This is a genomic window from Serratia ficaria (genome assembly GCF_900187015.1).
GTDB lineage: Bacteria > Pseudomonadota > Gammaproteobacteria > Enterobacterales > Enterobacteriaceae > Serratia > Serratia ficaria.
On the sequence record NZ_LT906479.1, the window covers coordinates 1,928,450 to 1,948,427 of the forward strand.

The following is a 19,978-nucleotide window of genomic DNA, read 5'->3' on the forward strand; positions in this document are numbered from 1 at the left end:
TTTTATAATGGATTGTTTAATCTTGGATGTGAGAAGTGGCAAGAAAAATGAACCAACAAGAGATCTTGGAGTTGAGTGTGATGATAATGGTCATCCGAATTGGAAAACATTTTCATCTAATCATCACTAAATTCTTCAGATGTTATTGATGATATGGTAATCAGTCTGGTGATGAGGGATAAGATGAAAGGGAATCAATCAAACCGAAAAATCTATATTATTCTGGGCGTCATTGGGATCGTGCTGTATGGGTTATTCAAATTATTACAGACCATGGCCGGGCTCACTGTGGGGGGGAGCCTTGGTGTCGGACTGGGGGGCATGAGTGGCTCTCAGCGGTTGACGGAGTCCCGCAAGGTAGAAACCGATGCACCGACGCAGGTAATTTATCATATTGATGAACATCGTTTTCTTACGCTGGAAAATTATATCGCCTGCGATAAAGGGGGGCAGGTTTACTACAATGACATTCAGCGTGGAGTGAAAACTTTACTGGGATGGGATATCGACTTCAATGACTTCTCTTATAGACGGGGTAATAATGTTTCTGCCTATCAGGGGGTAATAATTAACGGCGCTGATAATGGCTATCTGGCATTCCCGGGGGCTGTGACTGCGCAATATTGTGGCAGTGGAAACTCTTCTACAGGTTGCCCAGTGTTCATTTTCTTTTCGGCTGATTATGGGAAGACGTTTATTTACAGAATTATTGCTAAAGAATACAACACCCCGGTGCGGTTCAGTAAACTAAAGGTGATGGTGGCAAATGATGGTGTTTATCTACGTGATGAGTCTGAGCCAGAGCCGGATTATAATAACATAAGAAGATATGACTATATTTTTAGAGTTACTAAGTACCGATTTGATAATGACATGTTGATTAATGTGTATGGTGATTGGGATGAGAAGATTGAACTCCTTATAAAAGAAGAGTTAATAAGGAAAAATATTCCGTATGCAGACAAATATGGTCCTGATTTTGATTTCTTCGACTACGCTAGGAAAATAACCCCTCCTAAGACTAATGAGGAAATAAATGCAATGGCAGATGAGTACAGTGACATTGCATCAGTGATAACAAAGAGGGTATATAAAGATAAAATAACATTCCCTAGCCTACCAATGCAAAGTATAGCTAATAAATATAGTTGTGATAAAGCAATTAAAGCAAAAACGATAACCTATATTAGTAAAAATGGCAGAGCGGAGGTGGTGAAAAATGACCAATAGAACAGAGCCTGTACGTGAATTGGACTGTCAGTTTGATGATAATGGAAACCCTTCCTGGTGTTCTTTTCCATCACATAAAAATGTTCAGGTCAGAGGAGCCTGTGATTTACCACCTCATTTGCCGGGGATCGTTATTTTTGTTCATGGCGTTAATTCCACAGGAGAATGGTATCAAAATGCGGAAGTTAGTTTGTGCTCTGGGTTAAATAAACGTTTAGGGCTAATGGGAACATCATTTGAACTAAAAGAAAATATTTACAGTAATGATGGGGTAGTCAGCGTTGATAAAAATGGTCAGCTTCGTATAGAACAAAAAAATCAATTAATACGCAGGGTATTGCCAAAACCTAAAAAAGATCAACAATCAGAAAAATCTCCGGTCATTCGTTTCTACTGGGGGTATTCCTCACTCAAGGGCGAAGAAGATAAATATGTTATCCCATTGGCTAATCAAGACGGCGTGGATTATCACCAGTTAAAACGTCAAGGATTGTCACATGAAGATATTATGAAGCAGGGGCCATTTTTTTGGGGCGGTGGGCCTTTTCAGAACGGCACCAATAATCTTCATGCTCTATGGAGTGAAAAAGGCTTTGATGAAAATATTATGGGTATTTCGGGGGTTAAAACACAGTGGGTCAATGAAGATGAAGACAGATTATTAACCCATGCCCCACCGAGAAAGTACTACGCGCATGCGGCTAAACGCCTGGCGGATCTGCTGGACTTGATCCGAGAAAAATATCCCCGTGACACCGTGAGTATTATCTCACATAGCCAGGGAACCATGGTGGCTATGGCAGCAACGGCTCTAGCTAAACAAGCGCCTGATACGCTATTTATCCTCAACTCGCCTTTTGCAATGGATAATCCCCAATTACATGGTGTTTATTTATTGCCCGCAGAGGAGAATATTTCGGTTGCAGGTCGTGAAAGCACTTTATCTGCGATTGTTAACAAAGTTGCTCAGCGGGCGACACATCTCGCCGACCTTGGATATGAGGGGCTATGCGTCGGGCAGAGTCAGGATAAAAAGAACTGGCGGCCGGATATACAACATACCGCAGCAAGTGAAGGCCAAAGCACGGTTATTCCCGAGCGCGATAATCATGGTCGTACCTGGATTTATTTTTGTCCACATGACCGGGTTATGGGATCGCTACCGCTGCGTTCAGTAGGCTGGCAGGGACTGCCAAATGATAAGCAGGGAAATCCGCATAAATTACTAAATCAACATCAGGGGCATTTATTTCAGCGCATGCTGGCTCGCAGTATATCATGCGGTGATGCACCAAACCCCAGGACACCGTTTGCCAATCTGCCAGATGAAAAACCTTTCTGGGACGATAAAGGTGATAAGTATCAGAGTAGTAGTACAACCTATCCTGAACCACCTGCCTGGCAGAGCGTTTTTATTAACGCTGAACAGGTGCTTGAACCAATAAAAGCCACAGAATTAATTGACTTTGACAAAACAAGAGTTGGTTCTGAACATGATGCAGAGCAAAAGGATGGATGGGGGGAATTTAATGTGGATGGGTATAAAAACGACAATACCTATGACAATTATATAAATCTCTACCCAAATCAGGATGTGGTGATTGGATTTAAACAAGGTCCGCGTGGCGATTATGATCGTATTCCGATCACCCGCAAGGAAACCTTTGAGGAAAAAGATCTGCGTTTGAGGTCCTATGTTTCACAGCCTACAGATCACAGTACTTTACCAGGGAATGCTGCATTTATGTCGCGGGTTGTGGCTTATGATCTGCCGGTGGGGTATTGCGATGCCACCTGGGATAAAAACTTCATGGATGAACTACGTCGTCTGGCAGATTGGACTCAGGGGTTGGATCCGTATCTGACAACCGGAACCCCCAATAAAGTGGAAGAGCCAGCCCTGATAAGCAGGGAAACAATGCTGGGCGAGATGATCCGCAATAAAACCAAAGAATACGGATATTGATATGGGAAAATACGCAGTAGTACTGGGCGATGCCACCTCGCACGGCGGTAAAGTTTCATCCGCCTCATCCAGTTTTGAGATTGAAGGGAAATATGCCGCGCTGTTGAACGATACAGTGACTTGCCCGGAGCATAGCAATAACAAAATCGTTGAATGTGATATTGACGCCTACGAGGAAGGTGGGCGAGGTATCGTCCTACATGGCTGTAAAACCGAATGTGGTGCAGTGGTTATTGCCAGTCTGCCGGATATGGAGATCGGTTAATGGGATGGTCATTACCGAATGTTCCCGCTAAAAATGAAGCTCGTCCCTGGTCTCCTTGGGTATGTTTGTTGATTATATTTATCGGCGTATTTATTGCGTTGATGTTGATTGTGTTGCACTCACCGCCCGGTGGCTCACCGTCGCTAGCCAGCGGGTATTGGCTAACGCTGACCGTGAATACGCTCACCGGCATTACCATCGGTATAACGCTATACCTGCTATGGTGGGAAACCCAATCTTTTGGTGTCTGGAATTGGAATGGGTGGCGGCAGAACATGCATCTGGCATGGAGGAGGGAAGCACATCAGCATCTTTGTGTTGTCCGGCATGTGACGTTGACGGCGGATCCTCAATTATTCACCCGACTTGCCGGTGCAGCGTCCGACAGTAGTGATGAGAAACCACCTCTTATTTTATTACCCGATGAACCTTTCACTCCCGGCATTTCACGGTTTGAACAACTTTGCCAGTTACTGATTGACCAGATGAAAGATGCACTGCTCCAGTGCGGCATTGCGGGGACGTTGACGATCATCATCCAGACCTCTTCATCAGAAAAAGAAAGAGAATTACAATCCGTTACCCGGCTCTGGTCAGATAACAAATTACCCGGGATACCCGCGATACACACCTTGTCAGATGCGTTGCCGTTCGGCGACTGGAATCATCACCTATCCACGACGCATCATCCTGTTTTGATTCTAGCTTTGCATTATCGACAACCGGGGGAAGCATTACCCGAGTTTGCCAGTGCGTTATTGCTGGCTCCGGCAACGTCGCTGACCGCGACTGAGCGACAAACGACGGTTCGATTGTTCCGCGCCATGCCGCTAAACAGTGGTGTACTGATGCAAGAATTAAAAGAATTACGCGATATGGCGCAGCAGCCAGCTGGTAATAAATATGTCGTCTGGCACTATGGGCTGACGACGGCCCCTCGACAAGGGCTGGGACGCGTGTTAACTGAATTGGCGTTGCCCTTGCATGACGATATTGGTACTGGGGGGCTCATTGATTTTGATAAAGTCTTCGGTGACTACGGTAATCTTGCCGGAGGGTTGATGATGACTGCGGCGGTAGAAATGGTCAGCTATGGCCCCGAAAGTCATTGGTTACTCTGTGAGAATGATAAAGAGGCTTGGGCAGTCGTGCTGGGTAATCGTCTGCCTGCCGCTCATACCGAATCTGCTATACGACCGCCAGCCCCTTACCCGGCAGGCAGTATTATGTTAGCTCTATTACTTATCATGGGAATATTTGGCGCAATCGCACAAGGTTATCCATCTTGGTTATTTTCCTGGGGAGGTACGGTGTCCTTATTACTGTCGTTAGTCGTGGTATTACCCGGCATGGTTTTTATATTGCGTAATTTTATCGCTTATTTGCAACGCCCAAAGTTTATTAAGGCTGCCAGGCAGTTCGGAAAGGAATAACCGGCATGAAAGGAATCCTGCGTTTAGTGGGGATGGGGTTATTGGTTTTTATTATTTTACTCCTTATCCTTCTTTTGTTTTCTCAGATAAAGCAATGGTCTCCAGAGGTCGGTGATAACTCATCTTGGCTTTCTTTGCTGGGGTTTATTTTTCTGGCCTGCCTGTTATGCACTGTTGTTTTTTTTATCATCCCATTTCAGAAAAATGAAACACCTGTTACACCTGAAAACGCTGATATTACTAAAAAGAAGAACGACCCCTCGGGGCAACCTACTTCAGGTGACTATTCACCATTAAAAGATTATCTGTACCGTCGTTATAACCTCTTCTGGCGACGCAAAGTCCGTCTGTTGCTCATCACCGGTGAGGACGCGGTGCTGGCATCCCTTGTGCCTGGCTTAAAAGAAAATCAGTGGCTTGAAGGTGAGCGTACAGTTTTGATCTATGGCGGCCGTCTGACGGCTGAAGTAGATACAGAAAAATATGCCGCATTGCGCAAACTGCGTCGGGGACGCCCGCTGGACGGCGTCGTGCGGGTGCTGGCTGCAGGCCAGAATCTTACCCCACAGATGAGCGATAGCGATCTGCGGGGGCTGGAGAAAATCGGCGAGGCGCTACGCTATTCTGCCCCGGTTTATCTGTGGCAGCTTTGTGGCAGCGCCTGGCCGCAGGAAGGGCGTAAATCTCAGTCGATTGGGGTGACGTTCCCGCCGCAGGCAGTGCCGGAAAATGTGGTCGAACAACTTAACAGGCTATTGCCGCAGCTGCGTGAACAGGGCATGTCGCAGATTGCTGAACAGCGCCAATACGATTTTCTGCTGCGTCTGGCGCAACAGTTTGAACAAGGGGAAAGCGAACGCTGGGAAACGCGTTTGGTTCCCTGGCTCTACAGTTCCCAGCAGCAAGTCCCGCTGCGAGGGCTGATGTTCAGCCCGAATGGCGAAGAAAAACCGCCAATCGAGACCATTGAAATAGAAGCTTGCCGTTCTCACTCGCATGCCCTGACCCTGCCGGTAACCTGGCGGGGCATCGTCGATGACTGTACCCGGGTGCGTGGCCGCCGTGTCGGTATGGCGTGGGAGCGGACTTTCGCCTGGACACTGATGGGCATTACCGGTGTCTGGGGGATGGGGATGTTGCTCTCTTTTGCGCTGAACTACGGGCAAATTTCTTCTGTGGCGGCAAAAGCCCGTCACTTGGTCGAGCATCCCTCCGTTTCTGACGCTCAACTGACGGCCCTGCACGACCTGCGTAACGATGCCGGCCGCTTGCAACATCATGTTCAGGGCGGTTCACCGTGGTATCAACGTTTTGGCCTCGATCATAACCCGCACCTGCTGAGCGCGATGCTCCCGTGGTATGGCGTGGCGAATGATCGCCTGATCCGCGACCCGGCCAATGCTGCCCTGATGCAGAAACTGACTGCTCTGACAAACTCGGCACCCAACAGCGACCAGCGCGCACAGCTGGCGAAGCCGGGCTATGACCAGCTGAAAGCCTGGTTAATGATGGCCCGCCCAGACAAAGTGGATGAGGCGTTTTACGCCCAAACCATGCAAAAGGTGCAACCGACCCGGCAGGGGATTTCTACCGGATTGTGGCAGAGCCTTTCGCCAGACTTGTGGGCGTTCTCTATATCCGGGTTGTCGGAACGGCCCCAGTGGAAGATCACCCCGGATGCGGCGCTGGTCAGCCAGAGCCGTCAGGTGCTGTTGCAGCAGATTGGCCGCCGTAATGCGGAAGGAACCCTCTACGAAAACATGCTCAAATCGGTACGGCGTAACTTTGCCGATGTGTCGCTGGAAGACATGACCGGCGGCACCGATGCCCGCCGCCTGTTCACCACCGATGAGGTGGTGCCGGGTATGTTCACCCGTCAGGCATGGGAAGGGGGGATTCAGCAGGCCATCGAGAAAGCGGCGAACTCGCGCCGGGATGAGATTGACTGGGTACTGAGCGACAGCCGAAAAATCGTCTCCTCAGAGCTGTCGCCGGAAGCGCTGAAAGCGCGTCTGACGCAACGTTACTTCACCGACTTTGCCGGCAGTTGGCTGAGCTTCCTCAACAGCCTGCGGCTGAATCCGGCGCGCAATATCGCTGATGTGACGGACCAACTGACGCTGATGAGCGATGTTCGCCAGTCGCCGATGATTGCGCTGATGAACACGTTGGCCTGGCAGGGACAAACCGGCGAGCTGCGCGAAGGGTTGTCGGATTCCATTATCAAGTCGGCAAAAGATCTTATCGGCAACAACGATCGGCCGGTTATCGACCAAAAAGCGGCGGGACCGCAGGGGCCGCTGGATGACACCTTCGGGCCGCTGCTGACCCTGATGGGGAAAAACCAGGCCAGCAACCTAATGTCGGCCGACAGCACGCTGAGCCTGCAGACTTACCTGACCCGCATCACCCGCGTGCGCCTGCGTCTGCAACAGGTGGCGAGTGCTAACGATCCGCAGGAGATGATGCAGACCCTGGCGCAGACGGTGTTTCAGGGCAAAAGCGTGGATCTGACCGATACCCGGCAGTACGGCAGCCTGGTGGCGGCCAGTCTGGGTGAGGAATGGAGCGGCTTTGGCAACACCCTGTTTGTGCAGCCGCTGACCCAGGCCTGGGAAACCGTGCTTCAGCCGTCGGCAGCCAGCCTCAACGACCGCTGGAGCCGCTCGGTGGTGGCGAACTGGCATACCGCCTTTGAGGGCCGTTTCCCGTTTGCGGCGAGCAAAAGCGACGCTTCCCTGCCGATGCTGGCGGAGTTTATCCGCCAGGACACCGGGCGCATCGACCGCTTCCTGACCGCCGAACTCAGCGGCGTGTTGCATAAAGAAGGCAGCCGGTGGGCGCCAAACCGTACCAACAGCCAGGGGTTGACGTTTAACCCGGCGTTTCTGAAAGCGTTAAATCAGTTGAGCCAGCTATCCGACATTCTGTTTACCGACGGCAGTCAGGGCATCAGCTTCGAGCTGCAGGCCCGTCCGGTACCGCAGGTAGTGGAAACGCAACTGACCATCGACGGGCAACAGTTGCATTACTTCAACCAGATGGCCGACTGGCAGTCTTTCCGCTGGCCGGGGGATACCTTCAAACCCGGCGCCATGCTGACCTGGACCTCAACCAACGCCGGTACACGTCTGTTCGGAGATTACAGCGGAACCTGGGGCTTTATCCGCTGGCTGGAGCAGGGCAAGCGGAAACAGCTTGACCGCAGCCAGTGGATGATGAGCTTTACCGCCCAGGACGGTCGTACGCTGCAGTGGGTGCTGCGCTCCCAACTGGGCAAAGGGCCGCTGGCGTTGCTGGATTTGCGCGGTTTCAGTCTGCCGGAAAACATATTCAGCGTGGATGCCGCGGCGACGGCTCAGGCGCTGACCCGCTCTGATAACCTAGCCATGGATGGGATGGAATAATGGCCACATTACAAAATCTGCTTCGGGTCTGTGGGGCAGATGAAAATGCCTTACTGGCTCAGGCCCGGGCCCGCAGTGCTGATTGGGCGCACTGGCTGGCACCCATAAATGGCCATGAACCGACCGGGGAAGACCCGGGCTATGACGATGATTTCCAGCGTATTCGCGAAGAGGTCAACAAGCTTTCGGGGATTGATACCGGGCTGATTTGCCAACTGGCGGAAAAGCTGTTGACCGGCACCTGCAAGGATCTGCGTGTCATCACCTTCTACGTTTGGGCGCGTCTGCATCAGGATGGCGAGTCCGGGCTGGCTCAGGGGATCGAGCTGCTGGCGGCAATGCTGGTGCGGTTCGGAACCCGATTGCATCCTCAGCGTGAGCGCAGCCGTAAATCTGCCCTGGAGTGGCTTGGCAGTAACCGTGTGACAGACAGCCTGTCTTTGTACCCGGAAGTGGATATGTCCACCATGCAACGCATCACGGCGGCGCTGTTACTGGCAGAGCAGACACTCCAAACGTTTGCTGAGGACGCTCGTCCGGATTTGGCAGGGCTGTATCAGGCGCTGGATAACCGGCTGGTGCAGAGCGGTGGTGCCAACAGTCTGGTGCCGCAAACCAGTCGTGAAGAAAACGCCGCTCCGGTGTCAGTATCGTCAACGCCGGTAATGGACGCCGTCACGTCTGGGCGCGATCTGCTCGATCAGGCCAAAATGTTGGCGAAATACCTGCGTGATCGGCCCGGCGGTTGGCTGGCCGGGCATCATCTGCTGAAAAGCGTGCGCTGGGACACGCTGACGGAGTTGCCGCCGCTGGACGCCTCCGGGCGCACCCGGCTGGTTGCGCCCAAGCCAGATAGCAGGGCGCATCTCAAACGTCTGTACCTGCAAAAAAGCTGGTCTGAGCTGCTAGAGCATACGGACACTTTGTTGGCGCAGGGGGTTAACCATCTGTGGCTGGATGTGCAGTGGTATGCCTGGCTGGCGCTGGTGAAGCTGGATAACGACAGCGTGCGTGCCGACATCCTCTGCCGTGACCTGGAAGGACTGCTGGCCCGCCTTCCGGGATTGGAAGCGCTGGCCTTCAATGACGGCACGCCTTTCGCCGATGAAGTGACCCTGAACTGGATTAAAGAGAACGTGCTTGACGATATGCCGGGCTGGAAGGATGAGCCGGTGACGGCAACGGCGAGCAACAGTGATGACGTACTGATGCTGGAGCCGGAGGTCCTGGCGAAAGCAGACAGTGAAGGCTTTGAAGCCGCGCTCAGCTGGTTGCAGGTTCAGCCGGGTTACACCTCTTCCCGCGATCGATGGCTGATGCGCTTACTGATGGCCCGGGTGAGCGAGCAGTACGGTAAAAACGAAATGGCGCTGCACCTGCTGGGTGAACTCGACGGCAGTGCCCGAGAACTGACGCTTGAACAATGGGTGCCAAAGCTGATGTTTGAGGTCAAAGCCCGCAGACTCAAACTGCTGCGTGGCAAGGCCGGGCGCAGTGAGGCGGATAAAACCCGTCTGCAGCCTGAGATGGAATCACTGCTTTCCGGGCTTATCTCTCTCGATCCGGCACGCGCCGCAGTGCTGTGCGGTTAACTTACCGAACCAAAAGACGATAACCCTATGGACGACTTAACCCTGCGTTATTACGACGCCGAAATGCGCTACCTGCTGGAAGCCGGCGAAGAGTTTGCCCGTGCTCATCCTGAGCAGGCGGCGATGCTGAATCTCGATAAAGCGGGCGCACGCGACCCGTACGTGGAGCGCCTGTTCGAAGGCTTTGCCTTCCTGATGGGGCGGCTTCGCGAAAAGCTCGACGACGATTTGCCGGAGCTGACCGAAGGGCTGGTCAGCCTGCTGTGGCCGCATTACCTGCGCACCATTCCGTCCATGTCCGTGGTCGAATTCACGCCGGACTGGCGTGAGATGAAAGAGCAGATGCGTATCGCCAAAGGCTTCGAGGTGTTGTCGCGTCCGATCGGCGAAAAAGGGACGCGCTGCCGTTACACCACCACCCAAGAGATCAGCCTTCAGCCACTGTCACTGGAGCGGGCCAGACTGGCTACCGATGCGGATGGTCGTTCGGTTGTCACGCTGCGCTTCAACTGCAGCCATCTTGCCGACTGGAGCCGTGTCGATCTCGGCCAGCTCCCGTTCTACTTCAACGCTGACGCGCCGCTGGCCTGCGCCATGCATGAAGCCTTTACCGTGAATACCGCGCGTCTGTGGCTGCGGATGCCGGGTGACGTGGACAGAAGGCCGCTGGACGGGTATTTCACCGCGCTGGGGTTTGGTGATGATGACGGGCTGTGGCCGAAGGGAAGCAGCAGCTTTAGCGGCTATCAGCTGCTGCTGGAGTATTTCACCTTCCGCGAGAAATTCATGTTCACCGGTTTGCGTGGGCTGGAGACCGTGGCCTTTCCGGCTGAGCTTCCCTGGTTCGAAATCGACGTGGTGCTGGCAGAACGCTGGGAACATGACTTCAGCTTTACCGAAAAGCATCTGCGCCTGAACTGCGTGCCGGTGATTAACCTGTTCCCGCTGGAGTCTGACCCGCTGGCGCTCAATTCTCTGCAAACCGAATACATGCTGCGCCCGATGCGCGTGCAGGATGGCCATACCGAGATATACGCTGTGGATTCGGTGATGTCATCGAGCCAGCATACCTACGTGCCGTTTTCGAGCTTCCGCCATAAGGGGGGAATGATGCGTCATGAAGCGCCGGAATATTACTACCACACCCGCGTGCGTCGCGGCCCGTCCGGGCTGCACAATACCTGGCTTATCCTCGGCGGTGAAGCCTTTGACAATCACACCGTCCCGGCAGAGGAAAGCCTGTCGCTGACGCTCACCGGCACCAATGGCCTGCTTCCCCGGCGCGCGTTGCAGAGTACCGTGCTCGATACGGTGATGAAAACCACCTCGGCCAGTATCGCCGTACGTAACCTGTGCGCACCGACGCTGCCCTGTTACCCGCCGGCACAGGATCGTTTTCATTGGCGCGTGCTGAGCCACCTTGGCAGCGGGTTCCTGTCGATGATGGATAACGCCGACGTGCTGCGCGGTACCCTGGCGCTATATGAATGGACCGACAGCGAGATGAACCGCCGTCGCCTGGAAGCCATCCTCGAGGTGAAACACAGTGAAACGGAGCGCTTCGAGCAGGGCTATCTGGTCCGTGGCGTGCAGATTGAAGTGACGCTCGACGGTCACGGCTTTGCCGGACGTGGCGACATCTGCCTGTTCGGCGAGATGTTGAGCCGTTTCTTTGCGCTCTACACCGATATTTATCTGTTTAACCGCCTGATTATCATTCTGCAACCGACCGGAGAACGCCTGGAATGGGAAGAGAAGCACAACCGCCGTATTCCCGGCTGACCCCGCGCCTGGAAGCTGACCTTAACCGGATTAACTTTTATCGCTTCTGCCAACTGCTGGAGAAGCGTAATCCGGGCGGGCCGCTGATGGGCTCGACCAGTCATCCCGCCGACGACCCGGTGCGGTTTGCGCCCTATCCGGGGATGGGGTTTCCGGCCAGCGAACTGAAGGATATCGAATATGACGAGGATGACGGCGGCAGGCCACCGGTTATCCGCACGACCTTTATGGGGTTATACGGCGTCGACTCGCCGCTACCCACTGCGTACCTTGATGACATTACCCAGCGACGGGAAGGACACGAGGCGCTGCAGGGCTTTCTCGATATCTTCAGCCATCGCATCCTGACGCAGTTTTACCGCATCTGGCGTAAATACTCTTACCCGGCCACGTTTGAGCCCGGCGGGAGCGACAATATTTCGCAGTCGCTGCTGGGGTTGGTGGGGCTGGGTATCCCCGGTGCGGCAGAGCATATCGCCACGCCGGTGTCGCGCTTTCTGGCATTGCTGGGGGTGCTGCGTCAGCCGGGTAAAACCGAGGAGGGAATACAGGCGCTGGTCAGCCTGTTGGCCCCGGATACCCGGGTGAAAGTCAGCCCGTACTGCCTGCGTCCCGTGGCGGTCAGCCGGCCTTTGGGCTTTTACGACGATGAAGATTTTCTGCTGGATGGCAACGCGCCGCTGGGAGATGAAGCGATGGATGCCGGCAGCCAACTCCTCATCGCTCTGGCGACGGACAATCAACAGGAGTCACTGGGCTGGAAACCGGATGGCCTGCTGTATCAGGATTTTCTCGTCATGCTGAGGGTTTATCTGGGCTGGCGCTTTAAAGCCAAAATTACGCTGACGACCCAAACCCGGTTGCTGGCCGCTCCACCGTTGGGCGAAGGGGCGTTCTGGTTGGGGATGAATGGCGTACTGGGGGCAGAAGAGGAACCTCTGCCGGGCGATATCCCGCAGACCTTTACGACGGAACTGGGCGATTACCACGGCCTGCAGCCCGCCACACCACAACAAGGAAACCGACGTGTCACGTACAAGTTTGATTAAACCCGTGTGCTGGCTACCTGCACTGCTGGCGTTCAGCCTGACCGGCTGCGGGGTGGCGCAGAGCGTCACGGACGGCACAAAATCGGCCTTCACCGCCGTTTTTTACAAGAAGATTAAAGTCCTGCGTCTGGATTTCACCGCGCGCGAGGCGCTGAATACCGATGCCCGAGAGAGCCATTCGCTGTCTGAGCCGGTTGTGGTTCGCGTTTACCAGTTGAAAGACCGCAAAACCTTCGACAAAACGCTGTACCAGCAGTTGCTCAAGGACGGCGAAACGATCCTGAAAGCCGACCTGCTGGCGACCCGCGACGTGGTGGTAAAACCGGGCGGGGATGCGAATCTTGATATGCCAATGGAAGAAAACGCACGGTTTGTCGCGGTGGCAGGGCTGTTTCGCCATCCGGATATGCTCGACAACAGCTGGAAGCGGGTTCTCAAACGTGAAGATCTCGATCCGGATAAGCCCCGTATTCTGGAAGCCGGGAATAACCACCTGAGGTTACAACCGCTGAAGGATGACTGATGCCACAGGGACACAACACGCCATCGCTGTATGAAACGCTGAGTGGTAATTTCTCCGGTGGCCTGAGCCTCCGCCAGGTCAGTGAAGAAAATCAGGTTATCCTGTCGGTACTGGACAACATGCAGCGCATCCTCAACTGTCGCGCCGGCACGCTGGCCCATTTACCCGATTACGGCCTGCCGGATATGACCAAAATCCTTCAGGGAATGCCGGGTACGGCCCATGAACTGATGGGCACCCTGTCGGCGGTTCTGCTCAAATATGAGCCGCGCCTGAAAAAAATAACCGTTGTCCTGCTGGAACAGAACGTCCCCGGCGAGCTGCGCTATGCCATTGACGCCGAGCTGAAAGGCGTGGGGTTGGTGCGCTACGGCACCGAGTTTATGCCGGAAGGGAGAGTGCTGTTGAGGCATCTGAAGCAACAGCAGTATCTTGATAATTCAGCGTAAACTTAAGAAAACAGGCGAGGTCAGCACCGTTTAACTTATAGGGATATTCCAAATGAAACTGCAAACCGGCATTAAATTGTCGCTGCTGCTCTGCATCATAATCGCCACGCCTGTCATGGCACACCCCGGACGAACCAACGCGGATGGCTGCCATACCAACCGTAAAACCGGTGAATATCATTGCCACGGCAGCAAAAGCCGGCGCGTTGATTATTATGGTCAGGATAAGCAATCGGATAATAAAACGACGGCAGCCCTGGCCAAAAAAACAAAGCCGTATTCGACGAAAAAAGAGATTGGGATGAGTAAAGCTAAAACGGGCTCGGTCAGGAGAGATAAAGGCCTTGGCGACTCCAGGCCAGATCCCGTCGCTCCACCACCTGATGTTCAGGTGCAATGTATCAACAGCAAAAATTTCAATGCCTATTGGGAAGCGGTTACCAGGCGCTGCCTGGACAGAAGCACGGGAAGAGAACTGGTTATCCCCTGAGCGATAGCAGCAAGGTATTGAAAGGCAATTATTTTACCTTTCTTATTTTAGATGTTTACAAAATTGCCGATCCGGCTGCATTACAGTATCTGCAGAGCAAGGAGTATGCAGAGAGTGAAGCGGCCTAAATAATAACTCTCCAATGCTGTATGCGGCCAAATGGATATCTGGTTATGAATGACATTCCCTCCCGTAAAATTAAAACCGGCAGCGACCCGCGTACGCTATCGGATTATGCCGCCCTGCGCGATGAGCTGAGCAAACTGACGCATCCGGCGCGTCCGGATGTGAACTGGCGTTATGCCGAAAAGCTCTGTCTCTCCTTGTTTGAACAAAACGGCGTGGAGTTGCAGACGGCGGCCTGGTACACATTGGCCCGTACGCAACTGGCCGGGTTGCTCGGCCTGAATGAAGGGCTGGCGATACTGGACGCGTTGATGAGCCATCGGTGGGGCGTACTCTGGCCGCAGCCGGTACATGCCCGGATGGAAATCCTCAGCGGTCTGAGCCAGCGGATACAGCAGCTGATGCGCACGCTCCCCCTGAATTACAGTGACCTCAGCCAGCTTTATCGAGCGGAACAGCAACTTGCCAGCCTGGGGGCGGTGCTGCAGCGCCTGGAGCTCAAGCATCTTAGCCAGTTCGATACGCTGCGCACCCTGATGCATAACAGTGCGGTTCGGCTGGAAAACAGTGATTGCGCGTCCGCTCCAGGCGCGGTCACTTGCCCCGGTGTCGCGCTGCCCGTAACGGTAATCAATAATCCAGGAACATCCGTTAATGCTCTGGCTGGTATTCCGGTCGCAGAGAACAACGAATCGGCTAACGCGGTGCAATCGGTGGATGCAGCACAGCCGGCACATCAGCCGAATGTGGCCGTGTTGGCGGCGGTACCGGTTCCGGCAAAAAACTGGAAATCCTTCACCGCCGGAATGTGTACCATGCTGGTGATAAGTGCAGCAACGGGGTGGGGCTGGCATGTCTCGCACCGACCTGACCCGTTGCAGACTCGGTTCGCTGCCTCCCTGGCGCCTTTACCTGCAGTACTCTCACCCGAACAGCGGGATACGCTGCGTCAGCAATCTCCCTTACCGGAAACGCTTATCACAGAGACACAGCGGCAGCTTGCTCGCCTGAGTCAGTTACCGCCGGATTGGGCTCTTGACTACGGTAATCAACTGATAGAACAGGCTCGGATGCTGTGGCCTGAACAGGCTAAACCACTGGCACAGCAGTGGCTGCGGCAGTTGAACGCCGCCAGCATACCGACAGAAAACCTGAATGGCTGGCATCAGGGAATGACGAAGCTACAGCAACTGAGTGACCGGCTGAGCGGGCTGGACGAGCAGAAGGGTAAATACATGACGGTCAGTGAACTGAAATCAGTGGTATTTTCCACCATGCAGTCATTTAATCAATCCATACCGGCTGAAGAGCAACTGCGAGCATTGTCAGAAAACCCTGCTGGAGAACCTTTACCTGCCGCTGCCAAGGCTCAACTGGAGATGCATCTGAAGCAATTGATTGCCCGATATGCGCGACTGGTCCAGCCCGAAATGGATCGTATCACTGATATGGAAAGTAATATCAACAAATAAAAAAGAATAATACTGACCCTGACCCCGCGCTCTGATGAGCGCGGGGTTTTTTGTTTGGGCATTTTTTACCGCAGCCGGTTTAGGCGGCTGCGGTAAAGAGGGCGTTACCAGCTGTAGCTCACCGTGGCGAAGGCCGTGCGGCCGTTGCCGTAGAAGCAATCGTTGGAGCAAGAGGCGATGTATTTCTTGTTGCTGAGGTTATTCACGTTCACCTGCACGGCGGCGCCTTTCAACGCAGGGGAAACTTCGCCAAGCTCATAGCGCGCCATCCAGTCATACAGGGTGAACGCGGGCACTTTGGCGGTATTGGTGCTGTTGGCGTAAGAGGTGCCGGTATAGCGCACGCCCACGCCGGTGGTGAAGCCTTGCAACAGACTGTCCCGGAAGCTGTAGCTGCCCCACAGCGAAGCCGCATGGGTCGGAATGGCCGGCGGCGTCTTGTCCAACTCGTCGGCGCTGTTGGTTTCCTTATTGATGATATCGGTATAGGTGTAGCTGGCGATCAGGTTGAAAGCCGGCGTGACCTGCGCGTGCACTTCAGCCTCCAGGCCCTTTGAGCGGATCTTGCCGATTTGCTCGTTATATTTGGTGGTGCTGTTGAAGCTGGTGACGTTTTTTTGCGTCAGGTCGAACAGCGCCAGCGACATCATCATCTCCGTGCCTTTCGGCTGATATTTTACCCCAACTTCGGTTTGCTCCCCCTTGGTCGGTTTGAAGGGGTCGGAACCCGGCGCGCCGGTGTCCAGATTGGGTTCGAACGAGGTGCTGTAGCTGACATAAGGCGAAATGCCCGAATCGAAGGCGTACAGCAACCCGGCGCGGCCGGTGAAGGCCGTGTCGTTTTGCTGCGACAGGGTGGATTCGACGCGGTCCTGGGTGCGGGTTTCGCTCCAGTCATAACGGCCGGACAGCGTCATATTCCAGCCGCCGTAGCTCAGCTGATCTTGCAGGTACAGCCCCAGCTGATCGAGCTTTTTGCGGGTGCTGGTGGCGAGCGGCAGGGCGCCGGCGTCGATGTTCAGCCCGTAGACCGGGTGCGTCCAGTCAATGTCGTAGCCGCTGGTGCTGCCGCGCCACAGTTTGCTGTCCACGTCGCGCCAGCGGTAATCCAGGCCGGCGACCATGCTGTGGTCGATCTCCCCGGTGGCGAATTCCGCCTTCAGCTGGTTATCGATGCCCAGATCTTTCGATTTCACCTGTTCGCGCTGCGGGCGCCGGCTCAGCAGCGTATCCGGCGTCGTAGACTTCATAAACACCAGATATTTGTAACGCTCTTCCGTGCTGGCGAAGCGCAGGTTTTGCTGGAAGGAAAACACCTCGTTGATGTAGTGACTCAGGCTGTAGCCGATAGCCGCCTGCTCGCGCCAGGACTGGTTAAAGTTGGGATCGCTGACGTTAAAATCCTGCGGAATATAGCCGGCGGAAGAGGCGACGCGCGTGCCGATAGCCGGCAGGAAATTGCGGTATCCGGCCTTGGGTTCTTTTTGATAGCTGGTCAGCAGGGTAAAGGTGGTGTCTTCATTGGGGATAAAGGTCAGCGCCGGCGCGATGGCGAATGCCTGCTCCTTGTAGTCTTTGACGAAGCTGTTTTTGGTGCTGGCCACGCCGTTCAGGCGGAACAGCAGGTTGGCGTCATCGTTTACCGCACCGCCGAAGTCGAACGCCGCTTCGCCGTAGCGTTGATTGCCGGCGCTGAATTGCACCTTGCGGATATTTTCCGCCGTCGGGCGCTTGCTGGTCATCATCACCAGCCCGCCGGGTTTGGCCTGGCCGTAGACCACGGAGGCCGGGCCATGTATCACTTCCGCCCGTTCCAACAGCCAGGCGTTCATTTTGCTGCTGTCGCCGAAGCTGAGGCCATCCAGATACTTGGGCGCGTAACGGAAACCGCGGATCAGCACTTCGTCAAAACGGTTGGAGGAGCCGCGATACTCGGCGACCACGCCGCTGGTGTAGCGCAACGCTTCCTGAATGGAGGTGGCGCCCTGGGCATCCATTTGATCGCGCGTCACCACCGAAATCGCCTGAGGGGTTTTCACCAGCGGCGTTTCCGTTTTGGTGCCGGCGGCGCTCTGCTTCGCCACAATGCCCTTCAGCGGCGCGGCGACGCTTTCCTGCCTGCCGGCGACCACGGTAATGTCTTTTTCCGTGGCGTTATCCGCCGCCGTCGCGTACAGGTTCGGCACCATGAACAGCGTAGAGGCGAACAGCAAACCGGTTCCTTTCTTTGATGTATCAGACATATATCATCCCTTAAAAATCATTCTCTAAATAAGAACTTGTTATCAATAGGTTGTTATTGATGGGGTAAATGCGCCCCGCCGTGGCGGGCATGCCGCGAGCCTTGCCTGCTCCCGGAGCCTCGGCCCGCCGTCGGTAACGGCGGCGAACCGACAGGCGCACCGATTTCTTCTGCCGGTTTTCGTGTGGGAAGCGTCGGCAAAATAAGGTTTTTTTTTGAGAATGTGTTACATGTTATTGCAAACAATAATGATTATCAATAGTATTTGCATTCAATCATGGAGAATGGCAGCAAAAAAAGATTTAATTTATGTCTTTAAAGTCAAATGGATATGTTATCGATAGCGCTAATGGAGAGGCAGCGTCGACCGCCCGGCAGTGGCTGCAAGCCGCCGATATCGGCAGTGAAGCCTGGTGGCAACGGCTGGCGACGACTGGCGCGCCGCTGATCGATGCGTTACCCGCTAATCAGGTCTGCGTGACGTTCATCTGGCGCGATGAGCAGGGTGATGAGCGGCATTCACGGATTGAAAGGGTGTATGCCGACGTCAATTGCGTCACCGACCACCACAGCTTTTCCCCGCAAAGCCTGGCGCGCTGCCCCGGTACCGACGTGTGGTACTGGCAGGTGGTTATTCAGCACGACTGGCGCGGCAGCTACAGTTTTATCCCCATCGAACGCGAGCAGCTTCCGCCGGTATTTTCCGGCACGCCGGAAGAGCAAAATCGCCGGCAACGCCGCTGGTGGTGCTCATTATTTCCGCTGATGCGCCACGATCCGCTCAATCGGATCGCCCCCCATCGAAGCAGCCGCGGTTTCCCGCTTTCCGCCATTCATCTGCCCGCCGCGCCGGACCAATCCGCCTGGCTGGCGCTCGACGCCGGAAGCGCCAGCGCCGATCCGCGCCGGCTGCAGCATTTTCACTGGCACAGCGATCGCCTGGCGAACCAACGGCGCATCTGGCTTTACACCACCGGCGGCGAGGCCCAGGCCGATGAACGGCCGTTGGTGCTGTTGCTGGACGGCCAGTTCTGGGCTGAGGGCATTCCGGCATTTAGCGCGCTGGACGCACAAACGCAGGCCGGCGCGTTGCCGCCGGCGGTCTATTTGCTGATTGACGCCATCGACATGACGCAGCGCGCGGAAGAGTTGCCGTGCAACCCGCTTTTCTGGCAGGCGGTGCAGGCGGAATTGTTGCCTCTGGTCAGCGCGCGCACGCGCTATAGCGCGGATCCGCAGCGCACCGTCGTGGCGGGCCAGAGCTACGGCGGCCTGGCGGCGTTGTACGCCGGTCTGCATTGGCCGCAGCGGTTCGGCCGGGTATTGACGCAGTCTGGCTCCTTTTGGTGGCCGCATCTGGAATTCGTCATTGAAGCCCGCGCCGGCCAACCCGCCAGCGTCGGCTGGTTGACGGAGCAGGTGGCGCAGGGCGTTGGGGCAGCGGCGCCGCTGACCGTGTTTCAAGAGGCCGGCGATCGGGAAGAAGAGATCGCGCACGTGAATCGGCAAATGAACCGGGCGTTGTCGGCTGCCGGCCATCGGGTGCATTACCGCGCCGTGGCCGGCGGGCATGACGCCGTTTGCTGGCGCGGCGGCCTGATCGACGGCCTGAAGATCCTCTTAAATTCCTAAAGGAAAGCATTACCCCATAAGGCAGCCGGAAAGGCGCCGCAGAACAACGTTACTTTAAAGGTAAGGAAAATGAGTCAAATGCAAGCGAATCCCTTCGACGATGAAAACCATCCGTTTTACGTTCTGGTCAATGACGAAGCGCAATACAGCCTGTGGCCGGCGTTCGCCGCTTTGCCCGCCGGTTGGCGGGCGGTGTTCGGCCCCGAAGCGCGCCCGGCCTGTGTCGGCTATATCGAGGCCCACTGGCAAGATATGCGCCCGCTCAGGCTGCAAAACGCCGGCCGCTAAACCAGACGTCGTCAACGGACAAAGGAATTGCC

15 protein-coding genes are annotated in these 19,978 nt (G+C 54.9%); 14 read left to right on the plus strand and 1 reads right to left on the minus strand.

Annotated elements, in window-relative coordinates; genetic code table 11:
• Positions 1–183: 183 nt before the first annotated feature.
• The 12 genes from CKW09_RS09090 to CKW09_RS09145 all read left to right on the plus strand — a co-directional run bounded on the left by CKW09_RS09090 (position 184) and on the right by CKW09_RS09145 (position 15,784).
• Positions 184–1,230 carry a T6SS immunity protein Tli3 family protein gene (locus tag CKW09_RS09090; protein WP_095100093.1) on the plus strand — a complete coding sequence of 349 codons (1,047 nt, stop codon included), beginning with the start codon at positions 184–186 and terminating at the stop codon, positions 1,228–1,230.
• The gene (locus CKW09_RS09095) at positions 1,220–3,196 is read left to right on the plus strand and encodes a T6SS effector phospholipase Tle3 domain-containing protein (protein WP_095096856.1); all 1,977 of its coding nucleotides are present in this window, start codon (positions 1,220–1,222) and stop codon (positions 3,194–3,196) included. The genes CKW09_RS09090 and CKW09_RS09095 overlap by 11 nt, the downstream gene beginning before the upstream one ends.
• Before the next feature lies 1 nt (position 3,197).
• A complete protein-coding gene (locus CKW09_RS09100) occupies positions 3,198–3,461 on the plus strand; it encodes a PAAR domain-containing protein (RefSeq protein ID WP_095096859.1) in 264 nt (87 codons plus the stop codon).
• Positions 3,461–4,894 (plus strand): hypothetical protein, encoded by a 1,434-nt coding sequence (locus CKW09_RS09105; RefSeq protein ID WP_095096862.1) that lies wholly within the window; start codon positions 3,461–3,463, stop codon positions 4,892–4,894. The genes CKW09_RS09100 and CKW09_RS09105 overlap by 1 nt, the downstream gene beginning before the upstream one ends.
• 5 nt (positions 4,895–4,899) lie before the next feature.
• Positions 4,900–8,301 carry an ImcF-related family protein gene (locus CKW09_RS09110; protein WP_095096865.1) on the plus strand — a complete coding sequence of 1,134 codons (3,402 nt, stop codon included), beginning with the start codon at positions 4,900–4,902 and terminating at the stop codon, positions 8,299–8,301.
• Positions 8,301–9,893 carry a type VI secretion system protein TssA gene (tssA, locus tag CKW09_RS09115; protein ID WP_095096868.1) on the plus strand — a complete coding sequence of 531 codons (1,593 nt, stop codon included), beginning with the start codon at positions 8,301–8,303 and terminating at the stop codon, positions 9,891–9,893. Before CKW09_RS09110 ends, tssA begins: the two co-directional genes overlap by 1 nt.
• Positions 9,894–9,920: 27 nt before the next feature.
• On the plus strand, positions 9,921–11,675 hold the full coding sequence (tssF, locus tag CKW09_RS09120) for a type VI secretion system baseplate subunit TssF (protein WP_095096871.1): 1,755 nt from the start codon (positions 9,921–9,923) through the stop codon (positions 11,673–11,675).
• Positions 11,639–12,724: a type VI secretion system baseplate subunit TssG gene (tssG, locus tag CKW09_RS09125; RefSeq protein WP_095096874.1), complete on the plus strand. Its 1,086-nt coding sequence runs from the start codon at positions 11,639–11,641 to the stop codon at positions 12,722–12,724. The genes tssF and tssG overlap by 37 nt, the downstream gene beginning before the upstream one ends.
• On the plus strand, positions 12,702–13,247 hold the full coding sequence (gene tssJ, locus CKW09_RS09130) for a type VI secretion system lipoprotein TssJ (RefSeq protein ID WP_095096877.1): 546 nt from the start codon (positions 12,702–12,704) through the stop codon (positions 13,245–13,247). The genes tssG and tssJ overlap by 23 nt, the downstream gene beginning before the upstream one ends.
• Complete coding sequence (gene tssE, locus CKW09_RS09135; protein ID WP_061798202.1) at positions 13,247–13,696, plus strand: type VI secretion system baseplate subunit TssE; 450 nt, start codon at positions 13,247–13,249, stop codon at positions 13,694–13,696. The genes tssJ and tssE overlap by 1 nt, the downstream gene beginning before the upstream one ends.
• Before the next feature lie 52 nt (positions 13,697–13,748).
• A complete protein-coding gene (locus tag CKW09_RS24860) occupies positions 13,749–14,186 on the plus strand; it encodes a DUF1283 domain-containing protein (protein ID WP_095096880.1) in 438 nt (145 codons plus the stop codon).
• 173 nt (positions 14,187–14,359) lie between these two features.
• A complete protein-coding gene (locus CKW09_RS09145; protein WP_095096883.1) occupies positions 14,360–15,784 on the plus strand; it encodes a VasL domain-containing protein in 1,425 nt (474 codons plus the stop codon).
• Between the two features lie 104 nt (positions 15,785–15,888).
• Here CKW09_RS09145 and CKW09_RS09150 read toward each other — a convergent pair whose 3' ends face one another.
• A complete protein-coding gene (locus CKW09_RS09150; RefSeq protein WP_061798206.1) occupies positions 15,889–18,027 on the minus strand; it encodes a TonB-dependent siderophore receptor in 2,139 nt (712 codons plus the stop codon).
• A gap of 308 nt (positions 18,028–18,335) precedes the next feature.
• On the opposite strand from CKW09_RS09150, the gene fes reads away from it, so the two are divergent.
• Together fes and CKW09_RS09160 are read left to right on the plus strand one after the other, a co-directional pair.
• Complete coding sequence (gene fes / locus CKW09_RS09155) at positions 18,336–19,658, plus strand: enterochelin esterase (RefSeq protein WP_095096886.1); 1,323 nt, start codon at positions 18,336–18,338, stop codon at positions 19,656–19,658.
• A 69-nt stretch (positions 19,659–19,727) separates the two neighbouring features.
• Positions 19,728–19,946 (plus strand): MbtH family protein, encoded by a 219-nt coding sequence (locus CKW09_RS09160; protein WP_269458458.1) that lies wholly within the window; start codon positions 19,728–19,730, stop codon positions 19,944–19,946.
• Positions 19,947–19,978 lie beyond the last annotated feature (32 nt).

What these genes read in the sequence shown, in the direction of transcription:
- CKW09_RS09090 (WP_095100093.1), top strand. Translation starts at nt 184, where the DNA reads ATGAAAGGGAATCAATCAAACCGAAAAATCTATATTATTCTGGGCGTC.
- CKW09_RS09095 (WP_095096856.1), top strand. Translation starts at nt 1,220, where the DNA reads ATGACCAATAGAACAGAGCCTGTACGTGAATTGGACTGTCAGTTTGAT.
- CKW09_RS09100 (WP_095096859.1), top strand. Translation starts at nt 3,198, where the DNA reads ATGGGAAAATACGCAGTAGTACTGGGCGATGCCACCTCGCACGGCGGT.
- CKW09_RS09105 (WP_095096862.1), top strand. Translation starts at nt 3,461, where the DNA reads ATGGGATGGTCATTACCGAATGTTCCCGCTAAAAATGAAGCTCGTCCC.
- CKW09_RS09110 (WP_095096865.1), top strand. Translation starts at nt 4,900, where the DNA reads ATGAAAGGAATCCTGCGTTTAGTGGGGATGGGGTTATTGGTTTTTATT.
- tssA (WP_095096868.1), top strand. Translation starts at nt 8,301, where the DNA reads ATGGCCACATTACAAAATCTGCTTCGGGTCTGTGGGGCAGATGAAAAT.
- tssF (WP_095096871.1), top strand. Translation starts at nt 9,921, where the DNA reads ATGGACGACTTAACCCTGCGTTATTACGACGCCGAAATGCGCTACCTG.
- tssG (WP_095096874.1), top strand. Translation starts at nt 11,639, where the DNA reads ATGGGAAGAGAAGCACAACCGCCGTATTCCCGGCTGACCCCGCGCCTG.
- tssE (WP_061798202.1), top strand. Translation starts at nt 13,247, where the DNA reads ATGCCACAGGGACACAACACGCCATCGCTGTATGAAACGCTGAGTGGT.
- CKW09_RS24860 (WP_095096880.1), top strand. Translation starts at nt 13,749, where the DNA reads ATGAAACTGCAAACCGGCATTAAATTGTCGCTGCTGCTCTGCATCATA.
- CKW09_RS09145 (WP_095096883.1), top strand. Translation starts at nt 14,360, where the DNA reads ATGAATGACATTCCCTCCCGTAAAATTAAAACCGGCAGCGACCCGCGT.
- CKW09_RS09150 (WP_061798206.1), bottom strand. Translation starts at nt 18,027, where the DNA reads ATGTCTGATACATCAAAGAAAGGAACCGGTTTGCTGTTCGCCTCTACG.
- fes (WP_095096886.1), top strand. Translation starts at nt 18,336, where the DNA reads ATGTCTTTAAAGTCAAATGGATATGTTATCGATAGCGCTAATGGAGAG.
- CKW09_RS09160 (WP_269458458.1), top strand. Translation starts at nt 19,728, where the DNA reads ATGAGTCAAATGCAAGCGAATCCCTTCGACGATGAAAACCATCCGTTT.